Origin of the sequence: Streptomyces kanamyceticus (genome assembly GCF_008704495.1) — a bacterium.
In the GTDB taxonomy this organism is placed as follows: domain Bacteria; phylum Actinomycetota; class Actinomycetes; order Streptomycetales; family Streptomycetaceae; genus Streptomyces; species Streptomyces kanamyceticus.
Window position 1 is genome coordinate 9,811,407 of the sequence record NZ_CP023699.1, and the last position, 13,151, is coordinate 9,824,557.

Consider the following 13,151-nt stretch of genomic DNA (forward strand, 5'->3'; position numbering starts at 1 on the left):
CGTGCAGCGGAACGGCGGCGATGGGGTGGTTCCGTGGCAGTCGCGCAGACGCAGACGCAGGGTCAGATCGGGCAGTTGAACGGGCTGATGTGCGAGGTGCGGCGGCAGGTGTCGCGCGGGGCCGACCCGGACGTGCGGAGGATCCTCGACTGGGCGCACCAGCAGACCGGTGCCGAGATCGCGTTGATCGCGAGTGACGCGCACGCGGTGGAGGTGAGCGGCCCGGGCTTCCCTCGGGCGGTCCTGCGGCCGGTGGCCGAGCTGCTCGCGCGCCTTTCCGGCGGGGAGTTGGCCACGACCGTGACCTACACCGGGGGTCTGCATCTGCGCTGTGAGGCCCTCGGCTCCCAGGAGCCGCATCCGGTGCTGGTGGCAGCCGGACGGACCGAGCTGTCCCCGGAGGCGGCCGCGCTCCTCGCGCACGCGGGCACCGCCCTGACCCTGCTGCGCCAGGCACGGGGCAGCTACCGGATCCGACGGAACTACCGGGACAAGGCGCGCCAACTGCGATTCGCCGTGCTGCAGGCGCTGCTGACGGGCGGTCCGACGCCGGCCCGCCGCATGACGGTCGGTGCTGTTCCTCCACTGCTGGAGGCCGATCGGCTGCGCCTGTACCTGCTGCACTGCCCACCGGGGGAGCGCGACCGGCTCGCCCTGGCCCACCAGGATCCCTCCGGTACCACGGGGCGGATCTCATGGTGCACTGCCCGGTGTTCCACGAGCACTTGATCTGCCTGCTCGCCGAGGACGCGGAGACTGAGGGGTCGGGTGGCCCGGTTGGATTGGACGGCCCGGCAGGGTCGTACGGCCTGGCCGTACGACCCTGCGCCGCCTGGTGCACGACGACCCGCGCTTCGCACTGGGCATCAGCGGCGCGCACCCCTTCGAGTCGACTGCCGGGGTCTACAGCCAAGCTGTTCACGGCCGGACGCCGCTGGAAGGCGTCCTGTTGCCCCGTCAGGCCGCCCTCTCGTGGGCCCACGGACTCCTGCAGCCGCTGGCGTCGATCCCCACGCTCAGCGCCGAGGTCACGCGCCTGGCGGTGAACCTCTCCCGCTCGGCCGTCGCGCGGCTGCTCGGGCTCAGCCACAACACCGTCTCCGCCCATCTGCGCAGGGCGGAGCAGGCGCTCGGTCACGACCTCTTGGACGTCCGGTTCCGAGCCGATGTCCAGCTGGCCCTCGCCCTCGCGGGCTGTGGCGCCGCTCCTGAATCCCACGCCCGTCAACTGCCGCCGAACCTGGCGGACTTGCTGGGCAACGAGCGCGCCGCCGCCTGGGCCCGAACGGTTCTGGGACCGCTCGACGACCGACACCGCCGCACTCTTGTGGCATGGGTCGAGGCCCATACCGATGCCCAGCAGGCGGCCCGCGACGCGGGCATCAGTCGCAACACCGTCTTCGTCCAGTGGCAACGGAGCAGCTGCGGCGCCGACTACGCCGGACCCGTCTCCAAGACCAAAGGCGTGACCGGCAAGGGCAACAACGCGCACTGTGCGGGCTACGCCTGAGTCCGCCGGTGCACATCGGGTACCCGCGGTCTCCCTTGCCCACGGGCCGGTCGGGGCCGGTTTTCAGGCGCGGGTGAGTTTGCAGGCGGCGACGACGAATCCAGGGCCGAATCCGAGGAGTACGCCCTGGTCTCCGGGGGAGGGTTCGTCGAACGAGCGGCGCAGCACGTCGAGGACGGACGCGCCGCCGAGGTTGCCGCACATCTCCAGGCTGTCCCAGGAGTGACGCAGCGGGCCCTTGCGGGCTTCTATCGCGGAGTCGGAGCCAGGGTCGGGTCGACGCGGAGTGCCGTCTGCGCGTGGTTGAGGATGGCAGGGCCACCGGCGTGCACGACGCAGAAGTCGGGGGAGAGCGCGGGCCCGTCGCCGTCCAGCCACTGCTGGAGGGCGGGGGCGACGGTGCCGATGGCGCGGGTGGCCTCGCGGGTGGAGTCGAAGTGCAGGCCGTGGGAGTCCAGCCGTCCCGCGTACACGGTCTGGCTGTCGGGCATGACGTACTGCCAGGTGTCGTCGATACGGAAGCGCGGGCCCTGCCCGACGCGGTCCTGACCGGAAACGACGCAGGCCGCGGCGCTGTCACCGAACAACACCTTGTAGATCATGCTTTCGCGGCTGGTGTCGACGGGGTTGTAGGTCGCGGTGCTCAGGCACTCCGCGACGACGACCAGGACGTGCGCTCCGGGGTGGGCGGCGATGTGTTCGTGCGCCAGGGCCAGCGCCTGGGCGCCTCCCGCGCAGCCGTACGAGCCCAGGGCTATGCGGGCTATGTCCGGCCGCAGCCCCTGGCGGCCCAGGGTCCGGACGAGGTCCGTGTCGAGGCTGGGGGCGGTCCAGGAGGTGGCGTGACTGGTGATGACGCAGTCGATGTCCGCCAGCTCAAGGCCGGCGTTCTCCACCGCGCGCGGCGCGGCGCGCAGGGCCAACGCGAGTGCGTCCTCGTAGGCGGCGCGGTTGCGTTCGTCGAAGGTCGCGTCGCCCGTGACCGTCACGGCGTCGAGGGGGCGGCTGAAGTACCGCGTCCGGACTCCGGTGGACCGCGCGGTCCTGAGGTAGGCGGCGAGCCGGGGGAGATCGGCGTGCTGCCGGGCCATGTCCTCGGTCAAGTCGTCCATCGACACGCGATGTTCGGCGAGTTCAACGTACGGTCTGGCGATCAGCGCGGTGGGCATGGACCAGGCTCCTTCGATCTCCGGGCGGCGGCCCAAATCTACGGCAGAGCACTCCCTCTCCGACCCGTGCGGTAGCCCGCGCCTGGTTTAGGGCTTGTCGGCAGTCCAGGCAGGGGCCTGGGGCTGCCACATGTTCTCCCGGCTCAGCGGGGAAGGCTGGTGAGGGCGGGTCGTGCCCGGCTTGAACTGCATGATGACGACCCGGGCGTCGATCTCGGTGAGGGGATTGGCGGCGGAGGTTATCAGCCAGCCCGGCCCCTTCACCGGATGACGGATCGGTCGCACCGCACCGTCGGGGTGCACGGCGTTCGAGGACTCGGTCGCCAGGTAGATGGGCCCTACGACGGGATCGAGCCGGACGTCGGTGGCCATGTCGATGAGCTCGGGGTCGGCCGGGCGGTCCGTGACGGCCTGCCGGAGCGCCGGGCAGGCCGCCGGTGCCCAGTACTCGGACCAGTCCGTCAGCGTGTGCTGGCGGGCCTGCTCGTCCAGGAGCATCCACCGCATGATGTTGGAGGGGGCCCTGCCGCCCGGAAAGAGCGCCTCGAACTCGGCGTTGCACGCCTTGAGCTTCCAGTTGCGGTCGGCGATGTAGGCCATGGACCCGGTGACTCCCTCGACGACAGTCCGCCAGACGTCATGCATCGGCGTCCACCCCTCCAAGCCTTGCTGATCGAGATGCACTTGCGTGTCCCTTCGTGTCATATCGAAGCCCGTGGGTTGGCAACGCGATGACCGTCCGTGGCGCAAGCCTAACGACCGCTTCTGGAGGGGTTTCCGCGGCACCTCCGGAACCCCGGACGGCGCCCTTCCCGCAGGGCTTAGTGCCCCATCCCGGCACCGCCGTCGACGGGGATCACCGCTCCGGTGACGTAACCGGCCTGCGGCGAGGCGAGGAAGGTGATCGCCGACGCTATCTCCTCCGGCAGCGCGAGCCGTCCCAGCGGGATCTGGGCGACGAGGCTCTCCCGCTGCTCGTCGGTGAGGACGTCCGCCATCTGGGTGCTGGTGAGTCCGGGGGCGACCACGTTGAACGTGATGTTGCGGGAGCCGAGCTCACGGGCCATGGACCGGGCGAACCCGACGAGTCCGGCCTTGGACGCGGCGTAGTTGGCCTGGCCCGCCTCGCCGCGCAGACCGACCGCGGAGGAGACCAGCACGACCCGGCCGGACCTGGCGCGGAGCATCGCCTTGCTGGCCCGCTTGACCGCACGGAACGTGCCCGTCAGGTTGGTGTCGAGGACGGAGGTGAAGTCGTCCTCGCTCATGCGCATGAGCAGCCCGTCCTTGGCGATGCCCGCGCAGCACACCAGGACCTCGACGGGCCCGTGCGCGTCCTCGGCCTCCTTGAACGCGGCATCGACCTGAGCGGTGTCGGTGACGTCACAGCGGATCGCCAGGACGCCCGAGGGAGGCTCGGCGGTGCGGTAGGTCACCGCCACGCGGTCGCCTGCCGCCTGGAAGGCCCGCGCGGCGGCCAGGCCGATACCTCGGCTGCCGCCGGTGATCAGAACGGAACGGGACACAAGAGCACCCTTCATGAGCAGTGGAGTTGACCATCAGGAGTATCAGCCCGCTGGTGCCGCCCGCACTCCGGCCCGCGTCAACTGGCGGCTGATCGCGCCGGCCGCGTCCATCACGGCATGGACGTACCGTTCCCGGACCGAGACGGTGCGGACCTGTCTGTGCGCGACCAGCAGACTGACCGAGCCCGCCACGGCGGATCCCCGCCACACCGGCGCCGCGATGATGGCCCTGTCCCGGAGGGGGGAGGGGCCGACCGCGTACCCGTCCTCACGGATGCGGCGGAACGACGGCCGTGCCGCGGTGGTGTCTCCGAGACAGGCCTGAATGACCCAGCCCGACGCGTCGGTCTCCAACGGGGCACGCCACAGCGCCTGAAGCGCCGCACGGGGGAGGGCGGCCAACTGCTGGGCATGGGGCCCGGGCGCCGTCTCCGCCTGCACGCGCAACGGTACGCCGATCAGAAGTGCCGCGTACGCCACCGCGATCTGACCGGTCCGTGACTGTAAGGTGATCAATTCAGTGCGAACAGTAGCTGAACCCAAGCCAGTTGGCGGACCGGCCATACCTAGGGGGAAGTCAGAGAAGAAATGCGGTGTCTCTACAAAGGCGTAGTGGCCGTGCGGACCTCGCCGCTCCACCGCGCCCTCGCCGACCAGCGCCTGCACATAGCGATGAGCCGTCGGCGAGGGCAATTCCGCCAGGGCGGCGATGGACGCCAGCGAATGCGTCCCGGGCCCGAGCCCGCGCAGTGCTCGCAGCACGGCGAGCGTGCGTCCCACGGCACTTCCGGACTGCTCCAGCGGAACGGCACTTCCCGACTGCTCAAGCGGTATGACGGCAGCACGTTGCGCCATCGCGATCTCCCCCTCGCGGTTGAGGATCCGTGCGCATCCCACAGCACGATCGGATCCGGGCAGCCATTGTGGCCAGCACCGGGCCCCCGTCACCAGGATCACCTTTTTCCGGTAGTCGATTTTCAGGTAATTCCCCATCCGGTATATGAGGTGGCGCCGCGGCGGCCCAGGGGCGAAAGGACGGAAGATGGACAATAAGGCCGCCCTGCGCCAGTTGCTGAAATGGAAACGGGAGGAGCTGAACCCGGCCGACCTCGGCTGGCCCCCGCGCAGCGGTCGCGGCCGCCGCGTACCGGGCCTTTCCCAGGCGCAGGTCGCCCAGCTGCTGTACGTGTCGGAGCGCACCTACCGCCTGCTCGAGCGCGGCGAGATGGCCTCGCCCTCGGCCGAGTTCCTCGACCGCGTCGCCGAGGTCCTGCGGCTCAAGGAACGCGAACGCATCGCCCTGTACGTCTACGCACTCGGACATGAACCGCCGCACCCGCAGGACCCGTTGGCGGGCAAGACGGTGCCACACGCCTGGCACGAGGCCGTCGGCCGGGTCGAGGGCCAGCCGTGCTATGTCAACGACGTCGCCTGGAACGTCGTCGCCTACAACGACGACTTCGTCCGGATGTTCCCCCGCACCCCGCACGCCGAACCGGCCATCCCCGAGCGCAACCTCATGCGCTACATGCTGCTCAATGAAACCGCCCGCGAACACCACCTGGTGAACTGGGGCACCGAGTGGGCCGTGCCGCTCACCGCCCAGTTGCGCAACGCGGTGGCCCAGCACCCGGAGAACGCGGACCTGCAAGCGCTCGACAAGGAAGTCGCCGCCGATCCGGTGTCGGGCCCGATCTACCGGGCGAACCACGTGGCGTACGTCCATCCCAACGGCGACACGCGCCGCATGCGCTATCCCTGGGCCGGGCCACCACAGGAGGAGCGCGGAGTGAGCCGCTGCTGCCGCGACCACGAGCCCTCCCACGAAGGCGACGTCACCATGTGCGCGGCCACACCTCTGGGTTCACCCGGCGCCCGCTTCTTCCTCCTGGTCTTCAAACCCGACCTCGCGGGCCACCAGGACGGCCATGACACCTGAGCTCGGTGGGGGACCGACGGTTCCGTTGGGTCGAACCGGAGCACGCGCGATTCCGCCCAGTGAAACCGTGCGGCCTCCGGCGGGCCGAGTCGTTGCGGGGCGCGTGGTGGCTGCTCTTTGATGGCCACACCTGCGAGCCGAACCCTTCATCCTTCGGGTGTGCGCATGCGGGAGCCGAACCGGCCGCCCCCGGCCATCCCACGTTCGGCATGGCGCCGCCCGCTCTCTCGTGCCCAAGAGGGCGGGCGGCACCCGATTCAGGGCTTCGCTAGCGGTAGGACCAGGCGGCCGCCTTGCTGGAGAGCTCGAGGACGCTCGGAGACGAAGAGCCGCTGAGGTGGCTGTGCTCCAGCTCGATGACGATCATCAGCCGTTCCGGCAGGCCCAGATGAGGATAGAAGTCCTGCCGCTGGAACAGCTCGTCCATGGTCTTCTCCGCGCTGAGACCCGCCTCGTAGCAGCGGTGCACCTCACGCTGCACCGTGCGGAGATAGACCAGGTGCTCCTCGAGCGCGGCCTGGTCGGTCGGCCGCCCGTGCCCGGGGATGATGACCCGCGGGTCGAAGCTCAGGACCAACTCGCAGGCGTTGATGATGTTCTGCAGCGGTCCCGCCCAGTGCGGCGGGTGGTCGCCGTGGAAGAAGACGTCGCCGGTGCAGACGACGTCCCCGACGCGGGCCACGAGGTCGCCGACGTGGTGCGCGGGTCCCACCTCGTACAGCTCCACCTCCTTGTCGCCGACGCTGAACGTGTGCTGCCCGGAGAAGGTCTTGGTGGGCAGGGTGAGTCGGGCCGACGTGAAGTCGAAGACGCTGAAGTGATCGCGCAGGTACCGGCCCAGCGGAAGGTCGGGCGGCGTGTTGTGGACCAGGGCGTGCATCTCCTGCGGGTCGGCTCGTGGTGCTGGTGGTCGTGCCCGCCGTTCGTGGCGATGATCTCCGCTTCGGGGAAGAGGTGGTTCCCGAAACTGTGGTCGCCGTTCGCGTGGGTGTTGACCACCGTCCGTACGGTGCGGTCACCGAGCCAGGGCCGGGCCGCGGCGATCATCGCCTCGGTCAACGGCCCGTCGTACGGCGTGTCGATGACCGCGGCGTCGGAACCCGAAATGATCCACAAGCAGTTCGCGTACCCCCAAAGGCCCGTGCCCTCGGGAGCCCACAGGTAGAGACCGTCTGCGTCAGGCACAGGACTGAGCTGTGTAGGGAGATTCATGGGCGTATTGTCACCGAATCAGACCGTAGGGCGTGCTGTGGCGTAGAGCACAGTGCGTGCGGGGGAGATAGAGGGGCGCTCTGGGCTTCAGTTCGCGGAGCCACGCTGGACTCCGCGGCATGAGTGGCGGGCGGTGTTCAGGGGTAGAGCGCGGGGGATCGACGACCGACCGGACAATCTTCGGATGCCGGTGCGCCGGAAGAGGGGCGACAACGCCATGTATGAATCCGCCTTGAGGGGACCGGTCCGGATGGGCCTCGCGCTCGGTGCGGCCCTGGTGTCGACCGTGCTCTGCGCGACGGCGGGTGCGGCCGCACCCGCCCACACGGAGGGCGGCGCGGCACGGGTGGGCGTCGAACGCGCCTGCCCCGTCGTGTACTTCGACCTGGGCGAGACCCTGGTGCACACCGCGGACGACGGCAGTACCAGCTACCACCCGGGCGCGGCCGCCTATCTGCGGTCCCTGCGCGAACGGCACATCAAGGTCGGCCTGATCACCAACGTGCCGTCTTCCTGGGGCTCGACCGACGCCGAACGTGCCGCCCGGTTGCGGAGCGAGGTCGACGCCACGTGGCAGGGCTCGGCGCCCTTCGCCTGGAAGGACTTCGGCGACCGGATCCTGACGCCCCGTACGGAAGCGGAACGGAAGCCCGCTCCGGTGTTGTGGCAGCGCGCGAAGGACCTCTCCGGCGGTTGCCGGCTCGTCTACCAGGCGGAGACGGCCGAGGAGGTCCACGTCGCGGCCTCGCTCAGCTACCTGGCGTACCAGGTCGACCGGCCCCACCGGCCCGCGTACCTCCCGGTCGGGCTGATCGAGCTCCTCGGCCACCGGCCGCGCTGACCCCTGCCGGATCCGGCCTCGCCCCCCGCTTCACCACCCCGCTGTGCAGGACCAGTTGGAAGCCGCCGAGGAGGATCGCCGTCGCCAGCGCGCTGTGCAGCAGCAGGGCGTCCAGGTGCCCCGCGGAGACGTACGCGCCCACGGCGATCGCGGCGAGCGCGCACACCGCGCGATCCACGATGCTCTCGACCGAGAGGATCGTCGCGCGCGGGGCGCGCGGGGGCACGGCGTCGTTCACCAGCTTGCGCTGGACCGGATAGACGAAGCCGGTCGCGGCGGCGAACAGGCAGAGCAACGCCACCACGGACCACGGTCCGCCGAAGGCCATGCCCGCCAGGCTGCCCGCGAGGACGAGGCTGAGCAGGGAGACCCAGGCCACCGGTGTGAGGCGGCGGCTCAGCCACTGCGGGCGGGCCGCGCCGACCGCCTCCGCCACCGTCATCGCGGCCAGTACTCCGCCGTGCGAGGCCTCCGCGATGCCGTGGTCGAGCAGGATCGGCTGGAAGAGGTTGACCTGGCAGATCCGGGAGAGCGTGAAGACGGCCACGCCCTGGACCATGACCAGGACCAGCCATCGCGAGGAGGCCACGCAGCGCAGGGCCGCGCCCGCGTCCCGCAGGAAGGCGCCGCCCCTGCGTCCACCCTCCGACCGGTCGGACGCCGCCTTCCCGCTGCCGCCGTCCGCTCCGGCGAGCCGGGGCAGCGCGACGGCACAGGCCAGCGAGCCCGCCGCGCTGACCGCGCTGAGCAGGTAGGGGGCCGGGTGGGCGAGCGCCATCAGCGGCCCGACCAGCGGCCAGCACACGACCTTCGCCGCGAGGCCGAGGGCGCGTGCGGTGCCCTCCGCCTTCAGGTAGTGCTCGTCGCACTTCTCGGCCCGCAGCCCGTCGTACAGATAGGCGCTCGCCGCGCCCGAGGTGAGCGAGCGGCCCGCGGCGATGGCGAGGAAGTGCACGAGGAAGCCGGTGTACGAGGCGCTGAGCACCGGAGCGAGGTTGGCCGCTCATGACCACCGCACCGGCCCGCAGGCAGTTGCGGGTGCCGATCCGGTCGGCGATCAGCCCGGTCGGGATCTCGAACAGGCAGAACGCCACGTAGTAGATGCTCTGGATGCCGAAGATCTCGGCGTCGCTCAGCCCGGCCGCCTTCTGGTAGGCGTAGAACACCGGCATCCACCACAGCAGGTTGAACAGCAACTGGAAGCCGTAGTTGAGGCGGATGATCCGGCGTGCGGTGTCCGTCAGGCCGCCGCCCGCCCCGGTGACGGACCGGCGGATGCGCGGGCTCACAGCGCGTACGGGCGGATCTGGACCAGCCGGAAGTCACCCTGCTCGGTCATGAGCCACTCGATGTCCAGCGGCTTGTCCACGTCGGCCCCGCCGCACTCCGACCCGCTGAAGTGGGACTGCAGGAGCCGTCCGGTCAGGGACAGGTCGGCGAGCCGGGCCCGGGTCGCGGCGGACAGCGGCTCCCCGAAGGAGCCCAGGGCGACCGTACGGCCCCCGCCCTCGACCGTGTTGTACAGGTACTGCTGCGGCAGCACCGAGCCGTCGACCACCTGCTCCGGAGAGCCCGGCGAGCAGTTGAGGTAGACGTTGCGGAAGTCCTCGTCGCGCGTCGGGTTGCGGGTGACCAGCACGCCGCCGAGGGAGGCGGGCACGTACTCCTGGATGATCACGCCCATGTACGTGTCGTCGAGGGAGATGCCGACCTGGTGGCGCAGGCGCACGCTGCGGGGCGAGACCAGGGAGGCCCACACCTGGCGTACGGCGTCCAGGAGTTCCTCCGTGCCGTGGACCGTGGTGACGGAGTCGTAGACGCCCGCCGCGGAGAACCCGGGCAGGTCCTCGGCGTTGGACGAGGAGCGCACCACGAGGCGGCTGCCCGCGGCGGCGGGGAAGGCCTGGTTGATCTGCCGGGTGACGGAATCGGGGACGGGCGTGTGCCGGATGAGGTGCTGCAGCTGCAGGCAGAGCGCGTCCAGGACGTCGGTGGCGTCGAGTTCCAGTGCCATCTTGAGCTTGCCGATGCCCTGCTGGAGGGGGGCGGAGGAGGCGAGGAAGTTCTGCTGCAGCGCGAAGGGGAGCGCGACGCCCGCAGGGGCGCCGACCGTCGAGGCCACGAACCGGGCCGCGGCGGCGCGCAGTTCCTCCGCGGCGGGCTCCGTCAGGCCGAGCCGTGCCGCGAGATGCCCGCACAGGTTGTCGCGCGGCGGGCGCGGCCGCCGGTGGAAGGCGGTCAGGTCGGCGGTGCGGCTGTCGAGCACGTGGTGCAGCTCGCCGAGGTTGGCCGCCTTGGTGCCGTACCGGTCCCGGTCGCCGCTGCGGAGCCGGTGCAGGGCGAGGACGGGGGTCTCCTCGAGCAGGGGCGGTTCGAGGCGGATGCGCTGCTGGTGCCAGGACGGGGCCTCCAGGACCGGCTCGTGGTCGAGCCGTTCCAGGGAGATCTCGTCCTCGCGCACCCGGTAGCTGACCCACGCCCCGTCCAGCGCGTCCCGCTCGACGAGTAATTCCAGGTCGCGCACGATCGCGTTGGGTATGCCCCACCCGGAGGCGAGGACGTTGGTGTGCGAAAGCGGTGTGATCGGCGCGGTGTTGAGGAATCCGGCCACCCGGGGCACGTCGTCCGGCAGACACGGCATGGCGACGATGTCGGCCCAGCCGAGCCCGGCCTCGGCCGCCGTGTACTCCTCGTACTCCTGGTGCGTACGGAAGAACCGCAGCCGCCCGGTCGCCTCACCGGAGTTCAGCGGGGTCCTGGTCCTGGTGCCGAAGAGCTCGTGGCTCAGGATGCGCGGCACGCGCTGCTCGCTGATCGGCGCGAGCTCCTCCTCCTGCCCGTGGTTGGCGGGCTTGAGCAGCACCGGGAGTCGGCCGTCGACCCGGACGCGCACGTACTCGTAGAACCAGGCGAGGAGGTCACCGTGCATGGTGTCGGCCTCGGTGGTCTCCAGGACGAGGAAGGGGCGCTCGCGGCCCTCCGCGTCCTCTTCGACGTGCAGGGACAGCACGCCGAGCAGGAAGCGGCGCCCGGGGTCGGTGTAGACGGAGGCGTTGAACGCGTCCAGTTCGGCGTCAAGGGCGGTGAGTTCCATGCCCAGGACGCGGGTGGCGACGTAGTTGACGTGGAAGGGGTGGGCGGCGGTGTCGAGCAGGTGCCAGGTGTCCTCGGCGCGGTCGACGACGACCTTGAGGTACTGGTGGCCCGCGAGGACGCCCGAGAGCGTGCGGAAGAGCGGCAGGGAGAGGTTCTCGCCGACGACCGTGCGGTCCGTGCCGGGTTCGGGGGCGCCGGAGAGCAGTTGGGCGGTCATCGGGCAACCTCCTCGGGCCGCGCGGCGGGCAGGACCCGGGGCAGCGCGTCGACCAGGGTCTCGAAATCACGGAGCACGGTGCGCGGGTCAGCGGCGGAGAGCAGGCAGAGGGCCGCCATGGTGTTGGCTCCGGCGGCCGGGTCGTAGACCGGCACGGTGCTGCCGTCGGCGAGCGAACTCTCCGCGACGACCGAGAGGCGGCTGCCCCGGCTCAGCGGCACGCACTCCGCGACCGTGGGGAAGTCCCAGGCCCTGCGGTCCTGCCAGGCCTCGCCCGCGCTGTCGGCCGCGAGGACGACGAGGGAGCCCGCCGCCCCGCGAGCCTGCGCCGGGGTGAGGGCGCGCTCGGGCCAGCGGACCGTGCGGCCGAGGAGGTGGTCGACGAGCATGCCGATCAGGTCGAGGTCGAAGACCTCCTCGATCTGCGGCACCGTCATCGCGCCGCCGAACCGGGCGGCCGTCTCGATCAGCCACATCCGGCCGTCCGCACCGAGCTTGATCTCGGTGTGGATGCCGCAGTCGCGCAGGCCGAGCGCGTCGACGGAATCCCGGGCGAGCGCCACGACCCGGTTCTGGGCGTCCGGGGACAGCTGGGCGGGAGTGATGCCCGCCCGCTCGGTGAACGGTTCGACGGTGGGCATCCGGCCGCTGACGCAGACCGGGTGGAACACGCCCCGCGCCACGACGCCCTCGACGCTGACGTAGTCGCCCCAGCCCGGGTCGTCGAACCACTCCGCCGCGGTGCCGGTGACGATCTGCTCGACCACGAAGTCCGCGTCGGCCTCGGCCACATGGAGTTCCGCGTAGCCCAACTGGGCCGATTCGGCCATCACGTCGCGCGACCGGCGCCATGCGGCGGTCACCTCGTGCGGGGAACGGATGATCTGGTGCGCGGTGGAACCCGCGCTCCAGGCCGCCTTGAGGAGGAGCGGGAAGGGCAGGTGGGTGGCCGCCTCGTGGAGGTCGGCCTCCGTGGCGACGGGCCGGAACTCGGGCTGCGGCAGGCCGTGTTGCCGCCAGGTGCGGCGCATCAGGCGCTTGTCGCGGGCGAGCGCGGCGGCGCCGCCCGCACCGGGCAGGCCGAGCGCCTCGCACGCCTCGGCGACGGCGACGACCGCGTACTCGGAGAAGGTGAGCACCGCGTCCGCGCCGACGGCCTTCGCCCGCGCGACGATCAGGGACACCAGATCACCGCGCTCCGCGTCGGTGGGCGTCACCACCGAGGCGCACAGTCCCCGGGCATCACCTGCCACGGCGGGAGGAAGAGCGCTGAGCGCCAGGAGGTGCACCTGCGCCTTCGCGGCCGCCCGGGACAGGACGTGACCGAGCGGCGGACCACCCTTGGCATGCACTAACAGCACCTTGCTCACTGAAGTTCGTCTCCGTTTCGTCCAGTTGGTACGTATCGCCGTACGGACCGGTGCCGAGCGCCGAGCGCGGGGGACACCGGGGATGCGTGGCGGGGCGCGTTCACCCGCACTTCCAAGGGGAACAGGCGCCGGACCCCGGTGACGCCGTTGCGGAAGCCCGGCGTTCAGGCAAATGCCTGAGTCCGACCGTGGGGGAGGACCGGCGGGTCGCCCGCGAAGTCCCCCGTCTGCGCTGCTACTTCGGCCGAGAACCGAGCATGCGCGAGCGCCG

Annotated in this window: 13 protein-coding genes and 1 pseudogene; 4 read left to right on the plus strand and 10 right to left on the minus strand. The window is 71.0% G+C overall.

Annotation, left to right across the window (positions count from 1 at the left end):
- Positions 1-33 precede the first annotated feature (33 nt).
- Both CP970_RS42370 and CP970_RS42375 read left to right on the plus strand, forming a co-directional pair.
- Positions 34-729: a hypothetical protein gene (locus CP970_RS42370; RefSeq protein WP_055545481.1), complete on the plus strand. Its 696-nt coding sequence runs from the start codon at positions 34-36 to the stop codon at positions 727-729.
- Positions 730-835: 106 nt separating this feature from the next.
- Entirely contained in the window at positions 836-1,510 is a 675-nt protein-coding gene (locus CP970_RS42375; RefSeq protein WP_055545478.1) for a helix-turn-helix domain-containing protein, read from the plus strand.
- A 63-nt stretch (positions 1,511-1,573) separates the two neighbouring features.
- Here the strand turns inward: CP970_RS42375 and CP970_RS42380 are convergent, their stop codons facing one another.
- The 5 genes from CP970_RS42380 to CP970_RS42400 all read right to left on the minus strand — a co-directional run bounded on the left by CP970_RS42380 (position 1,574) and on the right by CP970_RS42400 (position 5,198).
- A complete protein-coding gene (locus CP970_RS42380; protein ID WP_150494658.1) occupies positions 1,574-1,714 on the minus strand; it encodes a hypothetical protein in 141 nt (46 codons plus the stop codon).
- Between the two features lie 44 nt (positions 1,715-1,758).
- On the minus strand, positions 1,759-2,679 hold the full coding sequence (locus CP970_RS42385; RefSeq protein WP_150494660.1) for a beta-ketoacyl-[acyl-carrier-protein] synthase family protein: 921 nt from the start codon (positions 2,677-2,679) through the stop codon (positions 1,759-1,761).
- An 87-nt stretch (positions 2,680-2,766) separates the two neighbouring features.
- On the minus strand, positions 2,767-3,384 hold the full coding sequence (locus CP970_RS42390; RefSeq protein WP_317987178.1) for an MmyB family transcriptional regulator: 618 nt from the start codon (positions 3,382-3,384) through the stop codon (positions 2,767-2,769).
- Positions 3,385-3,500: 116 nt separating this feature from the next.
- On the minus strand, positions 3,501-4,205 hold the full coding sequence (gene fabG / locus CP970_RS42395; protein WP_055545473.1) for a 3-oxoacyl-ACP reductase FabG: 705 nt from the start codon (positions 4,203-4,205) through the stop codon (positions 3,501-3,503).
- A 42-nt stretch (positions 4,206-4,247) separates the two neighbouring features.
- Positions 4,248-5,198 (minus strand): helix-turn-helix domain-containing protein, encoded by a 951-nt coding sequence (locus tag CP970_RS42400; protein WP_224059033.1) that lies wholly within the window; start codon positions 5,196-5,198, stop codon positions 4,248-4,250.
- 49 nt (positions 5,199-5,247) lie between these two features.
- Here CP970_RS42400 and CP970_RS42405 point away from each other — a divergent pair, with 49 nt between their 5' ends.
- The gene (locus CP970_RS42405; RefSeq protein ID WP_055545471.1) at positions 5,248-6,144 is read left to right on the plus strand and encodes a helix-turn-helix domain-containing protein; all 897 of its coding nucleotides are present in this window, start codon (positions 5,248-5,250) and stop codon (positions 6,142-6,144) included.
- Positions 6,145-6,412: 268 nt separating this feature from the next.
- On the opposite strand, the gene CP970_RS45350 is transcribed toward CP970_RS42405, so the two are convergent.
- Positions 6,413-7,024: an MBL fold metallo-hydrolase gene (locus CP970_RS45350; RefSeq protein WP_224059414.1), complete on the minus strand. Its 612-nt coding sequence runs from the start codon at positions 7,022-7,024 to the stop codon at positions 6,413-6,415.
- A 41-nt stretch (positions 7,025-7,065) separates the two neighbouring features.
- A pseudogene (locus CP970_RS46105) lies at positions 7,066-7,356 on the minus strand (MBL fold metallo-hydrolase); the annotation flags it as partial.
- A gap of 232 nt (positions 7,357-7,588) precedes the next feature.
- On the opposite strand from CP970_RS46105, the gene CP970_RS42415 reads away from it, so the two are divergent.
- A complete protein-coding gene (locus tag CP970_RS42415; protein ID WP_224059034.1) occupies positions 7,589-8,197 on the plus strand; it encodes a hypothetical protein in 609 nt (202 codons plus the stop codon).
- On the opposite strand, the gene CP970_RS42420 is transcribed toward CP970_RS42415, so the two are convergent.
- The 3 genes from CP970_RS42420 to CP970_RS42430 form a co-directional block, all read right to left on the minus strand.
- Positions 8,106-9,182 carry an MFS transporter gene (locus tag CP970_RS42420; protein WP_224059035.1) on the minus strand — a complete coding sequence of 359 codons (1,077 nt, stop codon included), beginning with the start codon at positions 9,180-9,182 and terminating at the stop codon, positions 8,106-8,108. The two genes, CP970_RS42415 and CP970_RS42420, sit on opposite strands and share 92 nt — an antisense overlap.
- Before the next feature lie 300 nt (positions 9,183-9,482).
- On the minus strand, positions 9,483-11,510 hold the full coding sequence (locus CP970_RS42425) for a PEP/pyruvate-binding domain-containing protein (RefSeq protein WP_055545466.1): 2,028 nt from the start codon (positions 11,508-11,510) through the stop codon (positions 9,483-9,485).
- Positions 11,507-12,871: an ATP-grasp domain-containing protein gene (locus tag CP970_RS42430; protein WP_420855551.1), complete on the minus strand. Its 1,365-nt coding sequence runs from the start codon at positions 12,869-12,871 to the stop codon at positions 11,507-11,509. Before CP970_RS42430 ends, CP970_RS42425 begins: the two co-directional genes overlap by 4 nt.
- Positions 12,872-13,151: the final 280 nt, after the last annotated feature.